Origin of the sequence: Desulfobacula phenolica (assembly GCF_900105645.1) — a bacterium.
GTDB lineage: Bacteria > Desulfobacterota > Desulfobacteria > Desulfobacterales > Desulfobacteraceae > Desulfobacula > Desulfobacula toluolica.
On the sequence record NZ_FNLL01000001.1, the window covers coordinates 567,405 to 590,673 of the forward strand.

At 40.5% G+C, this 23,269-nt stretch carries 20 protein-coding genes; 9 read left to right on the top strand and 11 right to left on the bottom strand.

Features of this window, described 5'->3' with window-relative positions; genetic code table 11:
• Positions 1-3 precede the first annotated feature (3 nt).
• Positions 4-2,262: a PAS domain-containing hybrid sensor histidine kinase/response regulator gene (locus BLT94_RS02390; RefSeq protein ID WP_175530246.1), complete on the top strand. Its 2,259-nt coding sequence runs from the start codon at positions 4-6 to the stop codon at positions 2,260-2,262.
• Positions 2,263-2,502: 240 nt separating this feature from the next.
• On the opposite strand, the gene BLT94_RS02395 is transcribed toward BLT94_RS02390, so the two are convergent.
• A complete protein-coding gene (locus BLT94_RS02395; RefSeq protein ID WP_092230039.1) occupies positions 2,503-4,614 on the bottom strand; it encodes a methyl-accepting chemotaxis protein in 2,112 nt (703 codons plus the stop codon).
• Positions 4,615-4,833: 219 nt separating this feature from the next.
• Here BLT94_RS02395 and BLT94_RS02400 point away from each other — a divergent pair, with 219 nt between their 5' ends.
• From BLT94_RS02400 to BLT94_RS02430, 7 genes are all read left to right on the top strand, one after another.
• Positions 4,834-5,913 carry an alanine racemase gene (locus tag BLT94_RS02400; protein WP_092230041.1) on the top strand — a complete coding sequence of 360 codons (1,080 nt, stop codon included), beginning with the start codon at positions 4,834-4,836 and terminating at the stop codon, positions 5,911-5,913.
• Positions 5,906-7,057: a hypothetical protein gene (locus tag BLT94_RS02405; RefSeq protein WP_092230043.1), complete on the top strand. Its 1,152-nt coding sequence runs from the start codon at positions 5,906-5,908 to the stop codon at positions 7,055-7,057. Before BLT94_RS02400 ends, BLT94_RS02405 begins: the two co-directional genes overlap by 8 nt.
• A 25-nt stretch (positions 7,058-7,082) precedes the next feature.
• Positions 7,083-8,303: an MFS transporter gene (locus BLT94_RS02410; RefSeq protein ID WP_092230045.1), complete on the top strand. Its 1,221-nt coding sequence runs from the start codon at positions 7,083-7,085 to the stop codon at positions 8,301-8,303.
• Positions 8,304-8,359: 56 nt separating this feature from the next.
• The gene (locus BLT94_RS02415) at positions 8,360-9,448 is read left to right on the top strand and encodes an ATP-grasp domain-containing protein (protein WP_175530247.1); all 1,089 of its coding nucleotides are present in this window, start codon (positions 8,360-8,362) and stop codon (positions 9,446-9,448) included.
• Positions 9,445-10,284 (top strand): formyl transferase, encoded by an 840-nt coding sequence (locus tag BLT94_RS02420; protein ID WP_014958184.1) that lies wholly within the window; start codon positions 9,445-9,447, stop codon positions 10,282-10,284. Before BLT94_RS02415 ends, BLT94_RS02420 begins: the two co-directional genes overlap by 4 nt.
• 345 nt (positions 10,285-10,629) lie before the next feature.
• A complete protein-coding gene (locus BLT94_RS02425; RefSeq protein ID WP_092230048.1) occupies positions 10,630-11,796 on the top strand; it encodes an iron-containing alcohol dehydrogenase in 1,167 nt (388 codons plus the stop codon).
• Positions 11,797-11,818: 22 nt separating this feature from the next.
• On the top strand, positions 11,819-13,555 hold the full coding sequence (locus BLT94_RS02430) for an aldehyde ferredoxin oxidoreductase family protein (protein ID WP_092230050.1): 1,737 nt from the start codon (positions 11,819-11,821) through the stop codon (positions 13,553-13,555).
• 125 nt (positions 13,556-13,680) lie between these two features.
• Here BLT94_RS02430 and BLT94_RS02435 read toward each other — a convergent pair whose 3' ends face one another.
• The 8 genes from BLT94_RS02435 to BLT94_RS02470 all read right to left on the bottom strand — a co-directional run bounded on the left by BLT94_RS02435 (position 13,681) and on the right by BLT94_RS02470 (position 20,546).
• Positions 13,681-15,042, bottom strand: a complete 1,362-nt coding sequence (locus BLT94_RS02435) for a sigma-54-dependent transcriptional regulator (RefSeq protein WP_175530248.1) — start codon at positions 15,040-15,042, stop codon at positions 13,681-13,683.
• Positions 15,035-16,252 carry a two-component system sensor histidine kinase NtrB gene (locus tag BLT94_RS02440; RefSeq protein ID WP_092230051.1) on the bottom strand — a complete coding sequence of 406 codons (1,218 nt, stop codon included), beginning with the start codon at positions 16,250-16,252 and terminating at the stop codon, positions 15,035-15,037. The genes BLT94_RS02435 and BLT94_RS02440 overlap by 8 nt, the downstream gene beginning before the upstream one ends.
• Positions 16,252-17,394: an iron-containing alcohol dehydrogenase gene (locus BLT94_RS02445; protein ID WP_092230053.1), complete on the bottom strand. Its 1,143-nt coding sequence runs from the start codon at positions 17,392-17,394 to the stop codon at positions 16,252-16,254. The genes BLT94_RS02440 and BLT94_RS02445 overlap by 1 nt, the downstream gene beginning before the upstream one ends.
• A gap of 24 nt (positions 17,395-17,418) precedes the next feature.
• Positions 17,419-17,811 (bottom strand): CGGC domain-containing protein, encoded by a 393-nt coding sequence (locus BLT94_RS02450; protein WP_014958178.1) that lies wholly within the window; start codon positions 17,809-17,811, stop codon positions 17,419-17,421.
• Positions 17,812-18,098: 287 nt separating this feature from the next.
• Entirely contained in the window at positions 18,099-18,416 is a 318-nt protein-coding gene (locus tag BLT94_RS02455) for a rhodanese-like domain-containing protein (protein ID WP_175530249.1), read from the bottom strand.
• 105 nt (positions 18,417-18,521) lie between these two features.
• Entirely contained in the window at positions 18,522-18,875 is a 354-nt protein-coding gene (locus BLT94_RS02460) for a rhodanese-like domain-containing protein (protein ID WP_092230056.1), read from the bottom strand.
• A 737-nt stretch (positions 18,876-19,612) separates the two neighbouring features.
• Entirely contained in the window at positions 19,613-19,999 is a 387-nt protein-coding gene (locus tag BLT94_RS02465; protein WP_092230057.1) for a YccF domain-containing protein, read from the bottom strand.
• Between the two features lie 13 nt (positions 20,000-20,012).
• Positions 20,013-20,546, bottom strand: coding sequence for a DUF1499 domain-containing protein (locus BLT94_RS02470; RefSeq protein WP_245742914.1), 534 nt, complete (start codon positions 20,544-20,546; stop codon positions 20,013-20,015).
• Between the two features lie 93 nt (positions 20,547-20,639).
• On the opposite strand from BLT94_RS02470, the gene BLT94_RS02480 reads away from it, so the two are divergent.
• Positions 20,640-21,062, top strand: a complete 423-nt coding sequence (locus BLT94_RS02480) for a tyrosine-type recombinase/integrase (protein ID WP_407641545.1) — start codon at positions 20,640-20,642, stop codon at positions 21,060-21,062.
• On the opposite strand, the gene BLT94_RS02485 is transcribed toward BLT94_RS02480, so the two are convergent.
• Together BLT94_RS02485 and BLT94_RS02490 are read right to left on the bottom strand one after the other, a co-directional pair.
• Positions 21,052-21,840, bottom strand: coding sequence for an alpha/beta fold hydrolase (locus BLT94_RS02485; RefSeq protein ID WP_092230061.1), 789 nt, complete (start codon positions 21,838-21,840; stop codon positions 21,052-21,054). The two genes, BLT94_RS02480 and BLT94_RS02485, sit on opposite strands and share 11 nt — an antisense overlap.
• 139 nt (positions 21,841-21,979) lie before the next feature.
• Positions 21,980-23,239, bottom strand: a complete 1,260-nt coding sequence (locus tag BLT94_RS02490) for a type II toxin-antitoxin system HipA family toxin (protein WP_092230063.1) — start codon at positions 23,237-23,239, stop codon at positions 21,980-21,982.
• Positions 23,240-23,269: the final 30 nt, after the last annotated feature.

Below are 23,269 nucleotides of genomic sequence, written 5' to 3' on the forward strand. Positions count from 1 at the left end.
AAAATGGAATATACTCAAAATTCAATTTTAGAAATAAGGCTCAAAACAACGGAAAAACAAAAAATCTGGCTGGTATCGGTATTTACGATTGCTCTGTTTGTTATTACCTATTATTTGCATACATTTTATAATACCCATATAGTGTTTACCCATCTGTACTATATTCCCATTATTATTGCCTCATTATGGTGGCAGAAAAAAGGATTTTATCTGGCGTGTTTTTTGTCGCTTTTTTTGATGTTGCATAGTCATTTTGTTGTTAATAGAGGAATATTTGAATTTAATGTTGATGATATTTTAAGAGCAATGATGTTTCTGATTATCGGTGCGGTAACCGCCATATTAAGTGACAATCTTATTAAAAAAGAAAAAGAGAAAAAAAACAGTGAAATAAAATATAAAAAACTTGTCGATCATATGGACAGCGGTGTTTTGGTATGCTGTTGCGTTAACAATAATAACGATTTTGTCATAACAGATGTGAATCATGCAGTTGAGCTGATTGGAAATATCAAAAAGCAGGAGATCCAGGGCAAAAGAATTCTCGAAGTTTTCCCCTATGCCAAGAGTTCGGGGTTGTTTGATGTTTTGCAAAACGTACTGGCCTCAGGAAAGCCTGAACATCACGATATTAAAATTTATATGGATAAAAAAATTGTCGGATGGAGAAAAAATTACGTTTACAGACTGAACTCAAAAGAGGTTGTGGTAGTTTACAGGGATGTGACCCGGCGAAAGATTGCGGAGAAGAAACTAAAGGAAAATGAAAAAAAATTTCGTGCAATAATGGAATCCATGAAAGAACCAATGTATATCTGCGGCCAGGATTTTATCGTTGAATATATGAATCCGGTCATGTTCAAAAGAATCGGTCATGATGCCACAGGAGAAATTTGTTTTAAATCGTTTCATGGGTTTGACCAACAATGTCCGTGGTGTGATTATGAAAGCGTCATAAAAGGGAATCCCCGTGAATTTGATTTTGTCAGCCCAAAAGATGGCTGTTTCTTTCAGGTCTCTTCTACCCCTATTGAAAATGGCGACGGATCAGTCTCCATGCTTAGTGTATTGAGGGATACCACTGAAATTGAACAAATACAAGCCCGGCTTCAACAGTCCCAGAAAATGGAAGCCATCGGCACCCTGGCCGGGGGGATTGCACATGACTTTAATAATATTTTATTTCCTATAATGGGTCTGGCTGAAATGCTGATTGAAGATACCAAAGAAGAGGATCAGGGCAGAGAATTTCTGGATGAAATTTTAAAGGGTTGTTTCCGTGCAAAAGAATTGATCAAGCAAATCTTGACGTTCAGCCGCCAGCATGGCCATCAAATAATACCCCTGCAAATCCAGCCCATTGTAAAAGAAATCATAAAACTTTCCAGATCCTCCCTGCCTTCAACTATTGAAATCAATCAAATTATGCCTGCAGGTTGTGGTGCAATAATGGGAGATCCCATTAAAATTCATCAGATCCTTATGAACCTGGTCACAAACTCTTTTCATTCAATGGAAAATACAGGAGGCGTCTTGACTATTGAGGTGAATGAGGTTGAAATAACGTCTGAAAATTCTCCTGATCCAAAATTCAAACAAGGAGTTTATATCAGTTTGACCATTTCGGATACGGGTATGGGAATGGATGCGTTAACCATGGAAAAAATTTTTGAACCGTATTTTACAACCAAGGATAAAAATAAGGGAACCGGGCTTGGGCTTGCTGTTGTTCACGGTATTGTCAAAAGCCATAAAGGTGAAATTCTGGTCAAAAGCGAACCTGGAAAAGGAACAGAAGTTACCATATATTTTCCCAGGATCATATCGGAAATTAATTCCGGTCCAAAGATAAAGCCTGAGCCGGATCAAGTAGGGAATGAGCGCATTTTACTGATTGATGATGAACAGGCCATTACGTCACTTCTCCGCCTGATATTGGAACGCCTTGGCTATTCAGTCGCATCCCGTAACAGCAGTACCGATGCTTTAGAGGCTTTTCGCGCGGCCCCGGAAAATTATGACATAGTTATTACCGATCTGACCATGCCAAATATTACTGGAGACAGGCTGGCAATTGAATTAAAAAAAATTCGACCTGATATACCGATTATCTTATGTACTGGGTTTAGTGAGAAGATCAGCACCCGTTCGGTTTCTTCCATGGGCATAGACAAGATTCTGGTGAAGCCGGTCGGTAAAAAAGAATTTGCCATGTCTGTTCGCGAGGTGCTGGATGGAAATGTAAAGAATTCATTAAATTGATTTTAGGCGCAATATCATAAATAAATAGCCCACAAGAAAGATCTGTAACTGCTATCTGAAATTTGGAAATAATGGGCTGTGGCCAAACCGTTTATAGGCAAACTGAGCCGATGGAACATTTTAATTTGATATTGCGCCTTATGTGAAATTTTTTGCCAAACAGCCCATGGATTCAACCGGTCAACCCGGATAACTTTTGATCTTGGGCCGTGGCAGTTTGCTCAAAATTGTGTAAACGTCTTAAAAATCTTCATCAGTGTCAACGGGGAGGTAATTAACCGCCCGGATTTTTTCAGGGCGTCGGGGGAGAATTTTTTTTCTTTTGGAAGAGCCGGGCCTTGAAGAAATTGTTTTTATTGCTCTGTAGTTATCCAGTGCGGTTCCTTGATCTTTTTTTCCTGATACTAGCAGGACAAGATCTCCCACATGTTCACGAAGCTGTTCTGTCTGGGTGGTCATTATTTCTGCCGCAGAGGCCGATTCTTCAGTATCGACTGCATTCTGCTGAATCACTCTATCCATATCTTCAAAAGCACTGGTCACCTGTTCAATGCCATTTGACTGCTCTTTGGAAGCTTTTGATATTTCAGACACAAGTTGACCGACCTTGGTCGAGCTTTCCGCAACTTTGCTGAATGCCTTGTTGGTGGCAGAAACAAGCATGGAACCGGCGTTGATTTTTTTAACCGTTCCTTCGATCATTTCCGCCGTATTTTTAGCCGCATCAGCCGCCCTCATGGCAAGATTCCTGACTTCATCGGCCACAACCGCAAACCCGGCGCCTGCTTCACCTGCCCGGGCAGCTTCCACAGCGGCATTCAAGGCAAGAAGGTTTGTCTGAAAGGCGATCTCATCAATGGTTTTTATTATTTTTGAGGTTTCTTCACTGGCTTTTGAAATATCATCCATGGACGCTATAACCTGTTCCATTGATTCAGTGGCTGTATTTATTACTTTGTTTGCATCCATCATCAAATTATCGGCTTGAGAGGCATTTGCAGAATTTTGTTTTGTCATGGATGATATCTCTTCCATTGACGCGGATGTTTCTTCGATTGAGGCAGCCTGTCTTGATGAGCCTTCAGCAAGGGATTGACTTGAATCCGACACCTGAGTTGATGACAGATAGGTTTGATCAGTTCCTCTATACAGGCCTTCCGTGGTCAGCATAATCGGTTTTGTAATTCTTCTGGCAAAGAAAAAAGAAGCCAGCATTACCGCTGCAAGAATAATGGCGGAAGCAATAACAAACAAATAGTTTGAGTGTCTTCCCAATTTAATGATCTTATCTTTTACCACCAGAAAATCTTCTTCGTAGGCTTCAACGCCAATAATCCAGTCCCAGTCTTTGAAATATTTGATTTTTACAATTTTAGTCTGGGGCAGTTTTTCATTTCTGTTTAAAAAGTATTTGTGAGAGCCAGTATTACCTGCATCAAGACCATGGGCTTTTTCAATAATATCCTGGATAAAAAAGTTGCCTGCGCCATCCTTTGTGTCCAGGATGTTTTGTCCATTTTGTTCGTTATTTTTTGAAACAATATATTCTCCTTTAGAATTGAGAACATAAACATGGCCGGTTTGACCTACTTTGATTTTAACAATTTCATCAACCAGGCTTTTTTCAAGGGTCTTTTGCTTGATGCCGACATACAATATTCCAACGACATTGTTTGAATCATCATAAATGGGTTCATAAGCTGTCATGTACCAGGCATTTACGACAAATGCCCGACCCTTAAATGTATTTCCCTTTAATACGGTTGATACGACTGCGTTGGGTGAACCATTCGGGTTTACAGCCGGGATAAAAGTTCCTATGGCTCTTTTTCCATCCAGCTTTTGCACATTGGTACAAACTCTTAGCATATCTCCCTTCTCGTTCATCCTCTGGAAGATAGTGCATGTTTCAACACTCAGATCCCTTGTTTTATCGACAATGATTGAGGGTGAGTTCATGTCCTGGTTTTTTTTCAGCCATTGTCCGCCAACCAGCATTTTAGGAAGATCAATACTGGTTGAGGTTTTTGTGAATTGATTTACAGCATTCCAGGTTACTTTTTCATCCATAGAAAGGGTAACCTTGCCGGTTGATTCTAAAATATTACGGGATGTTTTTAGAGCATTGCTGATAACTTCCTGGGCAAGTCCATTTTGTGCAAGGCACATTGAATTAACATTTTCAACGATATGGGTCATGTCGGCATCCCCAAGTTTCATTGACTCTTCTACTGACAGGGAACTCATTTTTTGATTGTTCATAATTGATAGAAACAAACTAAATCCCAGTGGAATAACAGAAATTAACAATGCAAATAAAATAAATTTGGAATTGAGATTTAATGCTTTCATGATACATACCTCCTGAACCGAATAAAATTTTGAAATTCGTTGTCCTGTAAATATCTGTTATACAAGATAGTTACAAAGAAAAGAAAAATATTGACTGTTTCCTAACACAATATTATCCGATTCACAAGGTTTGAACGCTGAGAAAAAGTAAAGTTTGCCGTCGCAATATTATGTAAAAACAATTAATTTTTACTTTTTTTGTGATATAGCAATAAAATTATGAGCCAGCTAACAATAGATATAAAAAAATTAAGACATAATATACAATTTTTAGTTCAATATTGTAATCGCCTGGGCCTTGAAATTACAGGCATATTAAAGGGGCCGGGGTTGGATTCCGTTATCCTTCATGAACTGATATCAAATGGGGTTGAGAATATCGGATTCTCCAATCTGCCGGTTAATAAAAACTACGACAATGTATTTCAAAAAAAGCCTGTTTTTATATCTTTGCCATCCCTTCATGAACTAGGTGATATGATTCAGTATTTTGGCACCAGTTTTAATTCTGAATTGTCTGTTCTCAAGAAGATGAATGAAGTGGCGATTGCCCGGAACAAAACCCACAATATTATCCTGATGGTTGATACAGGTGATTTGCGTGAAGGTGTCCTGCCTGAAAATGTTGTTGATACGGTAAAACGGATACATGAAATAAAAAAATTACGGCTTGTTTTTTCCGGAATCGGAACCAATCTGGGGTGCTGTGCCGGTATTATTCCAACTCATTTGAATGTTGATATTTTACAGGAATTGGCAACCCGGATTGAAACGCAATTGAGCTTGCCGGTTAAAACCGTTTCAGTCGGCGGTTCCGTCATGCTGGAGTATCTTAAGACCAATCCTTTGCCGGAGAAAATCAATCAAGTCAGGCTGGGCGAATCTATTTTTCTTGGCAATATCCCGACCATTGATAAAAAACATGAAAATTTGTATGACGATGTTTTGATATTCAGAAGTGATGTGCTGGAAACAAGTGAAAAAAGAATTGATTTGCCTGAAAATCTTGGTAAAAATGCCTTTGGATACAACCCTGAGTTCAAGCATACGGGAATAAGGAAGAGAGCCGTAATGAATTTTGGCATTGCCGACACATATCCTGCAGGATTGACGCCGGTAAATGCCGGTTTGGATATTGTCTGTATTAACAGCAATTATACGGTCATTGATTTTACAGATAGCCGGGAAGACTTGAAACCAGGTGACTTTATAGAATTTAAAATGAATTACATGAGCATGCTTCAAAGTTTTATTTCCCCGTTTACCTGTATTGTTTTTAAACAGCAGACAGATGAATAACTATTTTAACATCCTTAAAAACAACTGGAAGTTTTTTGTAATAGCAATAGGTATTTTAATTGTTGCAAATACGTTTAATGGTATTTTAAGTATTTCATCTTTTGAAAAGATGTATACGGATTCAGTGCTTTCCATATACAGGGATGCTGCTGTTAATCTCAAGAGAACCATTGAACTGTCCATTAAATTTGGAAAACAATTGCATGAATTTTACGGGATAAATATGTTATTGGAACAATTTAAAGAGGAAAATTCAAATATTACGGACATATCCATTGCACGTCCCGGTGGAGAAATCTTATACAGCCTTGATTCGGCTAAAGTTCATACCGTTATCCCGTCAAATTTAATTCCTGATTATTTACAAGGGAAAGAAACCCTATGTAAGTATAATCCTGAAAAAAAATTGCATGATGGCATGTATTATATTTTCCTTGAAATCCGGGATAAAAAAAAAGAAATTACCGGGATGATCAATGTTACTTTTAAAGAATCACTTGTTAAACAACCACTTAATTTAATAATACAGTGGAATTTAAAAAAGCTTGCAAAAACCACATTGGTTGTATCTGTTCTGCTTTTTTCAAGCATGGTCTGGCTTTTTGATTTCAGTACCGGGAGATTTCAGAGGAAACGCTTGTATTGCTTGTTGTTTTTGTTTCTATGCTTAGGGCAGATGATTTATTCTTATTATAGTATAACTTACTTTCATGAAAAATATGTAGGTATTATTCATTTGAAAACTCTCGGTATCCAAAACCAGTTAACAACAGAAATTGAAAAATTTTTAACGGCCGGGATCAATATCTGCAAACTGAATAAAATTGATGAAAGGCTCAAATCCATTGCCGATTCAACTCCATACATAGATAATATTAATGTTTTAAATAAGGATATGCAACTTCTCTGTTCAGCATATGATAAACATGAGGATTTCCCCATTAAAAATAACATGGAATCAAAACAGATTTTACAAGGAACTCTTAAATCTAAAGAATTGATCAGCGGGCATATACAGATACAGATTTCAAAGTCTGCCATACAAAAGAAAATATTTGAAATTATTATGGACAGTGTTACTGTTCTTTTAATTTCATTAGTTTTTATTACAGAACTGCTTTTTTTTATGTTTATCTTTATTTGATAATGAAATCAGGATTTCAACAGTAATGACACAAAAATCAAAACTTTACTCTTTAATCAGACCTGATGCGTTTCTTTTCTGTTTTGGAATAGATTTGCCGATATCATTCATTACCCTGTATGCTGAGGATTTATATGCTCCCATTTTTGGATTGTCCAAAGCATATGTCATGGGAATGCCCATTTCCATTTCCATGCTTTTTACCACTGTTGCCTTTCTTGTCGGTGGATACTGGATAGATAGAAAAGGCTGGCAGCAAAGCCACTTCTGGGGAATACTCCTGGCTGGATCAGCCCAGGTTATTTCAGGTATTTCACCTTCGATTGAACTGTATGTTTTGTCACGGGCTGTATACGGCTTTGGTTACGGCCTTGTGTTCATGTCTTACATGGGGTTTGTATACACTAATACAGGGGAAGAAAATCGTACAACCGGGTTTGCCACAATGAGCGCAGGCATGTATTCAGGAAGTATTTGTGGAGGCGCAGTGGGAGGGATGCTGGCAGAAAGGCTTGGATTTCAAAATGTGTTTTTCATGGCCGCTTTTTTTACTCTGATCACAATAGGTTACACAATTTTATTTATGCAAAAGACGTATTATTATCCTGAAAAAATACGGGAGAATAATAAACCAAGGTCATATAAAACTAATTTAAAGCTGATATTCAGGTTTGTGACCAATAGAAACATCATTTCCCTGCTGGTACTGTTAAGTCTTCCCGCAGCTGTTACATTAATCGGCATCCTTTATTATATCAGCCCTATTTACCTTGACAGGATGGGGACATCCCAGGCCAATATTGCAAGAATTTTAATGATAAACGGGGTTTTTATGATTTATATTTCTCCTTTGCTTGGTCCGCTTATGGATAAGACTAAGGATAAGCGGATTTATATTATTATCAGTGGGCTAATCGGTGGATCAGGGATGTTGTGCTTTTTGTTTTTTAAAGGGGTTTGGGCAATTATTTTTGTTATTTTTATCTTAAGTTTTGCCGCAGCCATTGGTCACTCTGCAAGAACCGTCTATGCTTTGCAGCAAAACATCGTCACTGAAATCGGAGCCGGGCAGGCAATGAGTTTGTATAGAGCAATAGATAGAATAGGGTGTTTACTGGGTCCTCTTGTGCTGAGCGTTATACTTGCTTCTGGAGAAATTGAAAAAGGTCTTTCAATGATAGGTTTAATTTATATCGTCCTTACCCTGTTGTTTGTATTTGTTTCAAAAAAAGAAGTTGAAACGTAAGAAATATTTAAGTTGCAAAATGAAAATTGAATTGTTTATGCTAAATGGAAATTAAAATGGAATTAAAAATAAACTATCCTGAAAAAATAGCCGTTGTATTTGGCGGCCAGTCTACAGAGCATGATGCCAGTATTTTCAGTTTTAAAAATTTTTATATGGATATCCAGTCATCTATAGTTGATGAAGAAATTGAGGTGTCAAGCACTTACTATATACTGCAAGACGGCAGAGTGCTGGTGTCGCAGGTTGATTTAAAAAAACCTGCATCATTCTATTTTGACCCCGGCAGGACTGCTTCGTGTGACATTGTTGATGCCTTTTCCCTGATCAGGGAAAACAATGAATTTGTTTACCTGATGTGTGACGGCCCTGTCGGCACGGATGGACGATTTGTAAGCATTGCTGAAAACTATGGTATTAAAGGCACGTTTGGAACGCCGTTAAGTTTTCATATATGCAAGAGCAAATTTCATATGGATCGGTTCGTTGCTGCTAATTATTCCGATATTAAAATTCCGGATACGGCTTATATCTCTTCTGTTGAAGAACTGGACTCATGTTTTGCCGGATTTGCTGACAGAAAAATTGTTGTAAAGCCCAATTCGCTGGGTTCTAGTATTTATGTAAAGATGTTTGAATGCAACAACAAGAATCAGGATGATATCAAAGAGCTGGTTAAAAATATTTTTGAGTATGATCGCCGGGCCATTATACAAGAATATATTCAGGGGGATGAATATGGTTGTTATTGCATGGAAAAAAATGGTGAGGTTGATATTCTGGCCGTAAAACAATTCTTTACGGAAAATGATTTTTTAAATACTCAGGACAAATATAAGGCAGCAACAGACGGACATGATGTGTATGTTAAAGAAAAAATTGGATCGATAACGGATTTTGCCCGAAAACTTTTTAAAGACGTTGATTGCAGAAATTTGTCACGGATGGATTTTATTGTTACACCGGCAAAACAAATCTATTTTTTGGAGAACAATTGTGATCCGGCTTTAAGGGGAGTTATCGGAGCTTACAAAGAGAAATATCAATCCTGTACAGTGTATGATATGTTAAAAATTTTTATTAAAAATGAATATAACAGGAAAAAAATCAGGACGGATTATCGTTTTGATTTTAATTTTTTATGAAAATCATCATTTGTATCAAGCGTGATCTTGAAGGATGCATAGCTCTTAACTATTTGTTGAAACATATTGAATCACATGATTACACGGTGATTCTCAGTGATAAATTTACAGCAGCAGAAAGAGAAGTAAAGGAATCAGCCGATTTTATATTTTATGAAAGAGATTTGCTTGTTCATCAGATATTTCCGTTGCTTGAGAAAAATGACAAAGAAGAATATTTTTCGGAATATCTTACTTTTAATCAGATCAAAAAGAAATATCATATTCCTGTTGTGGTTTCCGATGATATTAATTCCAAAGCCTGGGAAAATTATATCCGGAACATTAATCCGGATATGATTTTATCCGTTCGCAATGATTTTATCTTCAAGAAGAATATTATCGATATTCCCGGCTTCGGTATATACAATGTACACCCGGGATCTTTACCTGAATACCGGGGCGTATATGCTCCATTCAGGGCCATGTTAAATGGAGAGGCTACTGTCGGCTGTACCTTGCACCGGGTTGTGGACGAAGGAATTGATACTGGTCCGATAGTTGATATTAAAACCATGCCGGTTGATTATTCCAAATCTGTTTTATGGCATATGTGCCAATTATATCCCCTTGGCATTGATCTTTTTAAACAATTTTTAGCAAAGTATGAAATTCAAAAAAAAATTGAAACTTTTCCACAGGATGAGTCGAAAAAAAGATATTATACTTTCCCTGGTTCTGAGGAATTCAATATATTTACCGGGAACGGTCATAAATTAATAGACAATCAGGAATATCTTGACATGCTTGGCCGATTCAGCCCTGTGACATGGTGTTCCAAAACTATTATCGATTAAAAACACGGCCTGATGTTCCAGTATTCTGTAACAGACGCTCCTGCTAATGACAGTGTTTCTCCTTGACTCAACACGATGTCGGCAATGGGTCACATTGACCCTCTAATCAGCCGTGAAATTCGAAAGAAGTCCGGCCAATTTTTCTGCTGAAGGTAATAGTTTTAAATTTTTTATTCAAATTATTGCCTTTTTATTTCAAGCTGTTATCCAAAAAAAAATAAAAACGAATAAATAAATTTATATCCAATAAAAATACCATGGCCCTGATATTGCTATTAATCTCGATGAAGTTTGAACAAGTGTTTTTTTTTAGTTGACAAATAAACTTAAGTTAAGGAGCGTAACATGGCAAACGGAGAAGCAGTTTACGGATTTTTTATTCCTACAGTCACACTCATGGGTGTTGGATCGCACAAAGAGATTTGTGCCCAGATGAAAAGCCTTGGAGTGAGTAAACCTTTTCTTGTGGCGGATAAAGGCATTACCGCTGCCGGGCTTACCCAGCAGATTTGTGACATGATTAAAAAAGAGATGGATTCAGATACTGTTGTATATGATGAAACCATTCCAAATCCAACAGACAAAAATGTTGAGGAGGGTCTTGCCCTCTACAAAAAGAGCGGGTGTGACATGATCATCACCCTGGGTGGCGGAAGTGCCCATGACTGCGGAAAAGGAATTGGCCTGGTTGCTACAAATGGCGGCACCATACACGATTATGAGGGTGTAGATCAGTCCACAAAGGCAATGCCGCCTTTTATTGCCGTCAATACCACGGCAGGAACCGCAAGCGAGATGACCCGTTTCTGCATTATCACCGATACCGGCAGAAAAGTTAAGATGGCCATTGTCGACTGGCGCGTAACCCCCAACATTGCCATTAACGACCCCCTTCTCATGATGGGGATGCCTTCCTCATTGACAGCTGCAACAGGTATGGATGCCTTGACTCATTCGGTTGAAGCCTATGTTTCAACAATTGCCACCCCAATCACTGATGCCTGTGCCATAAAGGCCATTGAGCTTATTGCACAAAATTTAAGACAGGCCGTTGCCAACGGCGATGACCTGGCTGCCAGGGATAAAATGGCCTATGCTGAATATCTGGCAGGTATGGCGTTTAACAATGCAAGCCTGGGTCATGTCCATGCAATGGCACATCAGTTGGGCGGTTTTTATGATCTTCCCCATGGTGTCTGCAATGCAATACTGCTTCCCCATGTTTCAAGATTCAACCTTATCGCTAACCTCCAGCGATATGCCGATATCGCCGTTGCTCTGGGCGAAAATATCGCGGGACTGTCCGTCCGGGATGCAGCAGAAAAAGCATTGATCGCGATTAAGACGCTTTCCGCAGATGTGGGTATCCCTGCAAATCTGACAGAGCTTGGGGTAAAAAAAGAAGACCTTATGATCATGGCTGAAAATGCACAAAAAGATGCCTGCGGAGCAACCAACCCAAGACGTCCTACCCTGGATGATGTTGTGGGTATTTACACGGCTGCGTTATAATTGAACAGTAGAGGTAAAGATTATGGGTAAAATACTTAGAATAAATACCAAAGACAAAACAACAGTTTTTCAGGACATTCCTGATTCTTTTGCCGGTCTGGGGGGAAGAGCTTTGACCTCTAAGATGGTTCTGGATGAAGTGCCTGCAACCTGTCACCCCTTGGGCCGTTCAAATAAACTTGTTTTTGCACCCGGACTTTTAACCGGAACACCGGCCGCCAATTCAGGACGTCTTTCCGTGGGGTCAAAATCACCCCTGACCAATGGCATCAAAGAGAGTAATTCAGGCGGACTTGTTTCACAAAAACTCGCAAGGCTTGGTATTTCAGCTCTTGTTCTGGAAGACAAGCCTGATGATGACACTTTTTCAATGATCGTGATAAAAAAAGATTGTGTTGAAATCCTTGCTGCTGATGAGTATGCGGGCATGGGAAACTATGAAGTAATGGAGAAACTCTGGGATCGGTACGGGAAAAAAACCGGGCTTATGACTATTGGCCAGGCAGGCGAGCAGCGTTTAAAGGCCGCCAGCATTCAGCAGGCCGATCCCAAGGGAAGACCTGGTCGAGCCATGGGAAGGGGAGGGCTTGGTGCGGTAATGGGGTCTAAAAAGATCAAGGCCATTATTGTTGATGACAAGGGATGCGACAGAATTGTCCAGGCAGATCCTGAAGCGTTTAAGGCAGCCAATAAAAAATGGGTTGACCTGCTCAAGAATCATCCCGTAACCGGCCAGGGCCTGCCGGGTCTTGGAACCGCCGTACTGGTTAATCTTATCAACGAGGCAGGTGCCTTACCCACAAAGAATTTCAGGACAGGCCGGTTTGAACATGCAGCGGATATCAGTGGTGAAAAAATGGTTGAAAACATTGAAGCACGGCAGGGTGTTGTTGCAGAAGGGTGTCATCCGGGCTGTGTTATCAAATGTTCCCAGGCTTACAACGATAAGGACGGCAACTATCTGACCTCGGGCTTTGAATATGAGACCCTTTGGGCCTTTGGCGCCCATACCATGGTCAGGGATCTTGATGATATTGCCCTGATGGACAGACTGTGTGATGATTACGGCCTGGACACCATTGATACGGGAGTGGCCCTGGGAGTGGCCATGGAAGGCGGGTTGCTTGAGTGGGGTGACGGCAAGGCCTGTATCGAATTGATTAAAGAGGTGGCCCTTGGAACAGCTACCGGCAAAATACTTGGAAACGGTGCGGCTTTTACCGGTGACGCCCTGGGTGTGGACAGAATTCCCGCAGTCAAGCGCCAGGCATTGCCGGCCTATGATCCAAGATCTGTAAAAGGGGTTGGCGTCACCTATGCAACAACACCCATGGGGGCGGACCACACAGCCGGTTATGGTGTCACAGCCAATATCCTGGGGGTTGGCGGTTCCATTGATCCTTTGAAAAATGACGATCAGGTGGAATTGTCTAAAAACCTCCAGATTGCGACTGCAGCAATTGATGCCGCAGGCCTTTGCCTGTTTGTTGCATTTGCCGTCCTGGACAGCGAAGACGGCGTTCAATTGATTGTTGACATGCTCAATGCACAATATGGCCTGGCCCTGACACCGGATGATGTGGTTAAACTGGGGATATCCATCCTGGAGAATGAAAATGAGTTCAATCTCATGGCGGGATTCACCAAAAAGGATGATCAGCTTCCTGAGATGTTCAACCAAACTTTTCCACCCCATAACACAAAATGGACTTTTACCGAAGATGAGCTTCAGGATGCCAAAACATTTACCGTAGGATAAATCAAATCATAGACCGGATCATATATCAGGTCATGAAACTGATTCTATGATTGAAGTTGGTTCCGGGGGGATGGAGATTTTCTTATCCCCCTGTGTTTTTGATTCGGTTTGACCGGGTTTGAATTTTATTGTTCAATATCATCCAATAATTTGCGATACAGGGTTTTTCTGCTAATACCAAGTATTTCCGCTGCTTTGGATCTGTTTCCATCCACATGCTTGAGAACTTTCATGATGTGGTTTTTTTCCAAATCTTTCAGGCTGGGAAACTGTTCTGTGGCATATGTATTCATATCATCCATGGTCTCAAGCAGTTCAAGGGGCAGGCTGCGTTCGGTGATAATATTGTTGTCGGAAAGAATAATTCCCCGCTCTATGACATTATGAAGTTCCCGTACATTGCCGGGCCAGTCATAAGCCATGAGGTGCTGCATGGCATTTTTAGCAACCTTGCAGGGGGCTGTGCCGTGACTCATTTGGCCCAGAAAATATTCCACCAGTACGGGGATTTCCTCTTTTCGTTTGCGCAGCGGCAGGATTTTTATGGTGAACACGTTGAGCCTGTGAAAAAGAGCCTCGCTGAATGTTCCCTTTGCCACCGATTTTTTAAGGTCCCGGTTGGTTGCAAAGATAAACCGGATATCCACCTTTATTTCGTTCTTATCCCCCACGGGTCGAAATGTCTGATTTTCCATGACCCGCAGCAGGGAAGCCTGCACCCCCACGGAGAGTTCTCCGATTTCGTCCAGGAACAAGGTTCCCTTGTCAGCAAGTCCCAGCAGGCCAGTCCTGGATTCTTCGGCTCCTGTAAAGGCGCCTTTGCAATACCCGAACAATTCGCTTCGGATCAATTCTTCCTGCAATGTGGCACAGTTTTTTGTGATCAGGGGGCTGGCACTGCGCAGGCTAAGGCCGTGCAACTGCCTTGCCGCGACATTTTTACCTGTGCCGCTTTCACCGGTTATCAGTACGGGAACACTTGTTGGTGCCACCTTGCCAATGAGGAAGCGAACCTCTTCCATTGAACTGGAATGGCCCACGATATGTTCCGGGTATTGTATTTTTTCCTGGCGGCCCTGTTGTTTTAAAATCTCTTTTTTGCGAAGAAGTCCCCGCTGATAGGCCTTTTCAACAACCTGCTCCAGTCGTTCCAGGTCAAAGGGTTTGGTGATATAGTCGCAGGCACCGGTTTTCATGGCTTCAACAGCATCGTCAACATCGCCATACCCGGTAATTAAAATGATCTGAACCGCCAGCACCTGTTCCTGAAATCCGGCCATCAACTCAATGCCGTTGGCATCTGGCAGCATTATATCCAGAATGATGATGTCAAACACCTTTTTTTTGACAGCTAAAAGTGCTTCTTTTGCATTACCGGCTGTTGTTATGCTGCGGCGCGAAGAGGTTAATTCTTTTTCCAGCAGTCTTCGAATGGATTTTTCATCGTCTACCACAAGAATATTCATTGTGCTGATTTGGTCAGTCATTTTTCACATATTCCGGGTTAGGAAATTTGATTTTAAAAATGCTTCCCATTGATTCTTTGCTGGTTACGGAGATCTCCCCTTTATGCTGCTTGATAATATTATAACAGGTGGACAGTCCTATGCCGGTTCCCTTGTCCACAGGTTTTGTGGTGAAAAAGGGATCAAACAGCCTGTCCATGTTTTCCTGTGCAATGCCGCAGCCGTTGTCTTTGACCGAAAGGGTTACCCAACGGCTTTCCGTTGCCGTGTAAATCTGAAGTCTTCCCTCGTTTTCAACGGCGTCAATGGCATTGCATATGATGTTGAGCAGCACCTGTTTGAGTTCGGCAGCATTGCCCCGAACCATTGGAATGCCGTTGTCAAATTTAAGTTCTATTTTCAGCAAATGATTTTGCTTCAATCTGTAGCACAACAGTTTGAGAACATCTGTGACCAGGTGTTTTAAATTCACCGGGGTAAAATCTATTCTCTTTCTGGGGCTGAATGTCAGCAGGTTTTTTACGATATCTCGGCACCGGTTGCACTCGTTAATAATGGTTCCAATATATTCATTAAAATCCTCCATAAGTTCCTGACTTTCCGGGTCATCTTCCATGCAGCGCGCAAGTTTTGGCAGCCGGCGCTTGAGTCCTTCTGAAAATCCGCTGATGGAGGTCAACGGGTTGTTTATTTCATGGGCAACCCCTGCTGCAAGGACTCCCACAGTGGCCATTTTTTTTGAATAATAATATTTTTCCTGAAACTCTTTTTCACGGGTCACATCCCGCATGAGAAAAAGGAACCGAAATATTTTTTTGTTGGAGTCCTCCATGGGAGATACGGAAACTTCAAATTGATGTTTTTTGTTTTTTATCGGATAAACAAGCAGTTGACGGCAAACCTTGCCGGTCTTCTTGGCAGTCATGATGGGACATTCCGGACAGGGAGTTTTTCGGTTTTTTAAGATTTCATAGCACAATTGTCCTTCCGGATTTTCACATTTGAAAATTTCAGAGAACAGACCATTTACGGAGATGATAGTGAAATTAGATGACATGATTGCCATGACATCGGAGATGCCGTCTAAAATAGCCTGGAGTTTTCGCTGTTTTCTCTCAAGTTTGAGGTTGGCTGCCTGGAGTTCAGCCACTTTGTTTTTAACCTCTCCGAAAAATCCCAGTTTGGTATATTCAAGACCGACGATATCCTCAAGGGTTGTGGGCGTAGTCATTACCATACTCCATTGCAGATTTGCATCATATCTTCAACCGTTGCCGTTCTCGGGTTGCTCAAAAGACATGAATCATAGGTGGCCATTTTGCAGATCTGGGGTAATGTTGAGCGGTCCGGCACAATATCACGCAATCGTGTGGACACTTTAAGGCTTTGGAAATAAGCTTCAAGTTTTTCAATACCTGCCAGGGCGGTTGCTTCGGGTGATGCCAGGGATTTGCCCAGCACTACCTTGCCGATCTGGGCGATTTTATCCGTACATTCACAAAGATTATACCGCATGACCTGGGGAAGCAGTATGGGGTGGATCGTACCGTGTACCGTATCCAGCATGCCGCCAAGGGTATGGGCAAGGGCATGGTCAAGTCCCAGGCTTGCATTGCTGAATGCTATGGCTGCGGATGTCCCTGCCATGCTCAGTTGTTCCAGGTGATCAAGGGAACGGCTTTCCAGGGCCAGGGGAAGATATTTGATAATAAGCTCAATGGCTTTAAGCGAGTGGACTTCCGTCATGGGTGAGGCAATCTTTGAGACGTGGGCCTCAATTGCATGGGAGAGTGCATCCACAGCAGCGGCAATGATCAGTTCCCGGGATTTTGTGGTCAGAAGCATGGGATCGATAATGGAAATATTTGGCACCAGGGTCCGGCTGATTATCGACATTTTAACCTGCCGTTCCATGTCCGTGATAATGGTAAATTGTGAGATGTCAGATCCGCTGCTGGCGGTGGAAGGAATGAAAATCATTGGAGCAAGAGGGTGTTTTATGCGGTTTGCCCCTTCGTAATCATTGACACGGCCACCGTTGCTTGCAACAAGTGCGATGCCCTTGGCAGCATCCATGGGGCTTCCGCCACCCAGGGCAATGACCACGTCACAGCCGTGCTTTTTATATAAAAGAGCGCCTTTTTCTATCTGCCAGTCCCGGGGGTTGGAGGATATGTCGGAATAGTAAACCCATTTGAGGCTTTCTTTGTCGATAATTTTAAAAACATGGTCAACCCATCCTGATTTTTCCAGTCCAGGATCAGAGACAAAAAATATTTTTTCCGCACCAAGACGCATGGCGCACATACCTGTATATTTCAAGCTGCCCCGCCCAAAAAAAATTTCCGGTACGGAAAATTTCAAGATCCCCATTGTTATTCCTTGTTGTTATTGCTTTTAAGCAGACACCTCCCCCCATGTCTTTATTGAATAATCTTTGGGAAGGTGGGCCGTGCCTTTCACGCAGTGAATGCCTGTTTTGTTATGTACCTGTTCAATAAGGTTATCGATAGTTTCACAAAATCCGCCGTTTTTGTCAACCCACCCCTCATCTGTCTTTTTGGCAAAAGTGCAGGTGCAAAAGTGAATAACTTCAGTTCCTTTGGATTTGAGTATTTTGGATAAATTGACCGAGACATCACCCGGGCACTGGCAGTTAAAAACACCTGTCAGGGTGCAATCATCGTAAATTGAAAATCCCTCCTTTTTTTCTGCCAGGCATTTGAAACAATTGGTCAAAGGACATCTGTCCAGGTTTTTTTCACATCGTATAATAGCTACTTTTGTCATTGAAAACTCCTGTTTGCGATTTTGTTTTAATTGTGGGTTTTTTGTGTCTGCTGAATTCTTTCCGTTGGATAATTTTTTTGGGAAATTGTAATAGTCTTATGCAGCTTCTGTTCTGACTATTAAGTTGATATGATCATAATCCCCGTACTTTGAGAACGACTTATTAATATCCCTGTTTTTTTTATATGAAAGTTTTAAAAAATTTAAACCAATACTTTCATGTTTTGTCGCGGGCAAACCAAGGTGACCAGATTGTTATAAAAAATGGCCAGGTCTGCCCGTGGCATTTATTGGAGGATATATATATCAGGGTAAGCCATAAGTTTCAGCGTTGCTGCAATGACACCTGCGACTTCAGGGACATCGTGAATAATTACAAGGCTGTTGCTTTTGTTCAGTTCTTCCATCATGGGTTTGGAGAACATGTCACTGTAATCAACATGGTTTGCATCCTTGACATGATGTTTATTAAATTTTGCTTTATCCCGAAAATCGACAAATGTGCAGTTTTTCAGCTTTTTTGCTTCTTTTTCGGCAATGACCAATTGGGCAAAATCAGTCTTGTTTAAGGAAATAAGATCTTCAAGGAGCTTTTGATCTCCCACAATAGGGAATCCTGCTTTTTTCCAACCATTAATACCATCTCTCATCCAGTATACATTTTTGTAACCATTTTCAACTGCCAACCTGGCAGCGTGATATGATTTCCATCAATTGCTGGAGGCGCAATAGGTTATAATTGCTGTGTTTTTGTCCTTTGGCAGTTGCGCCAGATCAAAATCAACTTTATCCAAGGGCATGTCCGTGCGTTTGTGATCTTTTGGAACCAGACAAGTGATGTGAATTGTTCCGGAAGGATGACCCTTCATAAAATCAGTTGTATGACTGTGGCATGCAACTACTGTTGCACCGTTTGCATGAAGTTTCTTTGCTTGTTCCAGGCTTACGGCTGAGAATCCTTCTCCACCTTTTGCAGGCGCGGGTACTTTGGCTGCAAAACTTAATGCTGAAAATCCTACTATCAACATTAAGGATAGAATAATAATTGATATTTTTTTGTTCATTTTTTACTCAATTCCTTTCTGTTTATTATAATTTATTTTTGATATATTGCCTATCCTCAAGTACGGGGATTATGAAAAGTTTCAGACTGGTATTCACCTCCTTTCTCGTGTTTTGGAGGGGCTGTGGTAAGCACCTTCCGTTATCATTTTTATATTAAGTCGAGTATGTCATGATTTTGATTTCATTTCTGATCATCACAAATTCAGTCTTGTCTGTCCATCTGTCCATTTGAATTCAGCATTTTGTTATAACAAATACTTGCTTTTTCTTGTCGATAGAATTCAAAGACCTGTTCATAGGCTTTTGAATACTGCTTGTCCATATAGAATTCAGAAATATCAAATCTCATCATATTTCTGGGAGTTCATATTTCACAATAGATGAAAGCCTTTAATAACAATGGTTTTTAAATTTTAAATGCCTTGGGTTATCACTTGAACGTTTTTAGGTATCAGGCAGGGTCTTAAACATCCTGTTGATCCAGACCAAAGAAAAACCGACACAAGCTAAATAAAAAAGCATCAACATGGGAAAGAAAAGAGCAAAAAAATTTACCCCTGCTATCTGTTCCGCATATATTGCAAAAAAAATGATTCCTATGAGAATATTTGTTAAAAATAATATTCAGTAGGTCTGTCCTGATACTTTTCTGATAGTAAGTTCAGCTCTTGACGGGTTAAGCCAGAAATCTTCATTTGGTTTGTTGGAACTATGTGTGGATACCTCCTGAAATCAGCTATCTGGGAACAGCTTTTTTGCCTAAGGGTGCAAAGCAGACTCCGGCCAGCCTGAAGTGTGCAAATCCAAAGGGGATGCCGATAATGGTAAGGCAAAGGCTTATTCCGGCAATGATATGGGAAACGGCAAGCCAGATCCCGGCCAGAATAATCCACAAGAAGTTGGCAAGTGAGGTACCGACAATCCTTTTTTCATCTATAAGCCGTGCATCCACCAGCTCTTTGCCGAACGGGAATGCCGCAAATCCGGCAATTCTGAATGCAGCATAGCCAAAAGGAATCCCAATCACGGTAATAAAAAGAAGTCCGCCCAGAAGGACCCAAAGCAGCCAAGCTAAAAAACCGCCGCCAAAGATGAACCAGAGAATGTTAAGAATCAATATCATTTTTCCCCCGATCTTAAAATTTACTTCGAATCCGCTCGATTCGTTTTCTGTTGGCGCCAAGATCAGAATATCCGATGCGGGAAGCGGATCGGATATGAATGATCACCTCGCCGGTTTGTTTTTTGGGGAAATAAAACTCCACATCATCAACAAATCGAAACAAAGCCGACTTGAACTCTGCTCGAATATAATTCTTCTTGGCTGTCAGAATCTTTGTTCGCTTTTCAGACTCTAATATCTGCAAGAGACGGGCTCGCGCCTCCTGTTGTGTTCCTGCGTAACGGATTGGCCGGATATAATTTTTTTCACTAATCGCCTGACTGTTTACACAGTTTGGTGTTTTCGGGCACGGCGTCAACTCTCCATTATTTATCCCCAGATCTGGCATACTCCCCGTACACCCCGTTAATAATATTAGGCTTACTGTGCCAACTATAAATTTCTTTTTCATTGCTCTTCCGATCATTTTTTCTACTGTATAACCCCCAAACCCTGCGGTTAGCAAAAAATAAGGATTTGTAAGGTGTAAAAATTGTAGTAAAAGCATAGAGAACCTCCCAAACAGAAATTTTTAACTTTTCTCCCAAAAAGAATGGAAAGCCGCAATGACTTTATTCTATCTTTACTGTGGGCGCTTGGTTTGAGGGTCAGTGAACTTACCCGGCTTGTCATTGGATCTTTTGAACCTGGGCATGGGTCTAAAATCGGTCTTTTAAGGGAAAAAGGAAAAAACAAGAAACAGCGGGCCTTATTTGTGGTGTATAAATTGTACGATAACCTTGTGGCATATCTGGCCCATCCCAAGACATTAAAGTTTAAAAAAGATCCTATCTTCCCAATTGAAAAAGGAACTGCCATATCAACCGACCGGGTTCAAAGAAAGCTGCACCAGTATTGCAAAAAAGCGGGTATCACAGAAAGGATCACTCCCCATGTGCTTCGGCACTCCTTTGCCACTGAGTGGCGGGTCACTCAATCAAAAACAGAAATCTATATTTATCCTTCAATGCAAAAAGTAAGACTGGCAATGGAAAAACTACCCGGAGTTATTTTTATGTATTGAGCTCATTTTTTACAATTTTAAAAAAATCGTCCTTCCCATATTTTTCTTTCCAGGGGGAGTGACCACATTTTTGTATTTCGTACCATTTGATGTCTTTAATATTATCTTTTATTGGATCAACCACTCCCTCAATTGGAGTTGTATCGTTATTCCCATGTATTATTCGAACAGGACAATCTATATTTTTGGCTATTTCAATAAAATATCCGTTTTTTCTCATTTCTGATGCCTCTTGCCAGACCTTTTGATATTGATTTCCATCTATATTTACTAATTCTTCAATATTGTCTACCTTCATTTCAACACAGAAATTATCTGCTTTTTCCGCTATCTCACCCAAACGTTTAAGGTTTTTATTATTATTTTCATTCTCTTCAGATAATAATGATATGATCCGTTTGTATTCCATCTGCTCATTTTCATTCATTGCTCTTAATCTTCGTCTTTCTAATTCGGGAAGATAAGAAATATCGAATACCCCTGATCCAATTAAGAAGACTTTCTTTATGATTTCAGGATGTTTATATGCTAACAAAAAAACAATCCATGCACCCCAAGAATGACCAAACAAGGAGACTTGATTCCGAGTATTATGAATAATCAGGTTATAAAGTTCATTTACTTGCCCAAAAACAGTTTTTTCTGTTTGAAATGGTTCCAATACGCCGCAATATGTTGATAATTGACGCGCAAGTGATGAAGCACTCCCTGGCGCACCTGGACCTCCATGTACTACAACGCATTTATATGGATCTGAACCATATTTTCGAATATTCATTGTACCTACACTTTACTTCAAAATGTTTACACTTAACGCGGTACTGATCGGTGTGTGGTGACCGGGCTGGACGAAGTCAGCAACGCATTCCAGGCGTCGCAGCCGCCTGGAAACCAAAAATAAACCGGTTATACCCGGTTTATTTTTTTGTTGAATTGAATTGCTTAAGCGTTCTATTCGATCTTTTCTTTATAACAACTGTGATATCCTCTAACAGGCTGTTCTGCTGATATCTGTTTATAAAGTCCGCATATGTACTGTCAATTTTACTGGTCACTTTAAGACAAAAATCCAATAATTTTTTCTTGAAAATCGGATGACTTATTTTTATCTCCTCTGCAAAATCTTTCCAGTGTCTTTCCATTATCCATTCGGGTCTGTTCTCCCCACCTATTTTCATAGCAAGTTTTTGTGACAGGGTATCATATATGTCCGTACACAACATGTCATAAAAAGGTGCCAATCGAATTTGTTTAGCCTGATATATAAAAGACAAGTTTTTTGCATGCCCATCCATATTCCCGATCAGATAATTAAAAAATACCCATTGCATCAGCTGCTGAAAATCTTTAATCGGATTTGCAGAGTATGATCGAACGAGATCAAAGCATGCTTTAAGCCCAGGACCACCATCAGCCTGATACTTCAGTTCATGTGAAAGCCCCATGGCCTGACAAAAATCTTCCTGGTGAAGACGCTTGAGAATATTATTATCCAATATCCTGTCATATCTTTTGATTAACAGAACCTTTTGATCTTGTTTTCGAGCAATCATAACAGGCGAGACAGCCAAACCAACAGCGTTGGCAAGCATCATACAAAAGCATTCATTTTCAATGGAAAACTGAAAATGCGCCATATTCGGTTTTAAAATAAAGTTACTTGGCGCACCATTTTCCGGGATATAAAATGAAGGATCATTGTAGAAAAGTGCCAGCTTTTCCTGTGCCCCGGCAAGCGATATTCGGATACCTTCCTGACCTGCAAGTAAAGGTCTTGCGGGGATATCCTTTATCAGGTCTGCCAATTGTTCGTCTGATAAAAGACGATATGTGTATTGATCCGGTGATTCAGGTATTCCTGCATCAGGTAGGATTGTTATTGCCCCGGCACACTCTCCCCCAATACGTTTGAGAAGCATAAAATCATTTTTATCGGAAATTCCAAGTTGTTTCGCGATTAATATTCTAACGGCAGCTTCAGGTAACAGATTGGAAAAAAATGATTTTACTTTGTTATGTGGAAAAATTTCTTCCTGCATCGGCAAAGAAATTGATATTTGAAACGCATCAGGTGATGTCAACCATTTCTTAGAATATTGAAATGAAAACTGCCTCCTGTCATTAATGCTTAGGGAACCGACTCTGGTTTGTTCAAAAAAAACATTCAAGGTATCCAATATCAGCGATCTCCACGTTTAATGAGATGG